The organism is Geobacillus sp. DSP4a, assembly GCF_013096875.1.
Classification (GTDB): domain Bacteria; phylum Bacillota; class Bacilli; order Bacillales; family Anoxybacillaceae; genus Geobacillus; species Geobacillus thermophilus.
Map to the genome: position 1 here is coordinate 1 of NZ_SDLD01000146.1, position 895 is coordinate 895.

Annotated in this window: 1 pseudogene; it reads right to left on the reverse strand. The window is 56.6% G+C overall.

The features are described from left to right. Window positions 1–826: pseudogene (locus ETC02_RS16725) on the reverse strand (ISLre2-like element ISGsp3 family transposase); the annotation flags it as partial. Window positions 827–895 lie beyond the last annotated feature (69 nt).

Genomic DNA, 895 nt, shown 5'->3' on the forward strand with positions numbered 1-895 from the left:
GATGGCCGGACAGACACTGACGCAGCTCCCGCGCCACATGAAATCGATCCAGCTGAAAGCACGCCCGCTTCCCAAAATACTCCCGGCAGGCCGTGATCCACGACGCCGCGTCGCCGTTGATGATCAAAAGGTCCCGGCACGGGTCATAGGCATATTCGTTCATCAGCCACTCTTCAAACCGTTCCCACACGTCTCCCGCCCCTTCATGGAGGTAGTGGCGCCGGTTCACGAGCTCGAGCTGCGAACCGTTTCGTTTCCATCCCTCGTGAACCGCCAGGATTTTCTCTTCTTTCGCCCGTTTCCCTTTCCCCTGGCGGGAAATGAACAGCCCATCCGCCTCCACAAACAGCACTCGGCCGTGCCGTTGGGAAACAGGGTGGTGCAGCGAGACAGGGGCCTCCAGCACCAGTTGGCGAATCGCCTCGTGGCTTAGGACCGCATACCCCACGATCGACTCCAACGTACGGGCCGCTTTGCGGTAGGAAGAGCACTCTACGGCCAACTCGACCGCCGTTTCCTCGAGGCAAGGGCTGATCGACTGCGCTCCATCAAAGCCCAGTTCGGCATCCAGCAAGAAGGTATACGCCCCCGCCTGCCGATCATAGTAGTAGTTCCGTCGAAACGTCACTTCTCCAAACAGCGTTTGGATCGTGGTCGGCCGTTTGTCTTTCAGCTGATACCGGCGCTTGTCCCGCGCTTCCGCCAGTTGTTGATCGATCTCCTCCAAAAGGGCCGCCAACAAGACAGCGAACACCTTTTGAAGAGTTCTGACTAATTGTTCCTCCAGCTCTTTTAATAAAGGCCATTCTGTGGTAAGATGTTTCATGGACTCTCTCCCTCCTGTTTTATGGATGTTGGTCATCACCATCATAGCAGGGAGAGAGTCCTTTTTGCA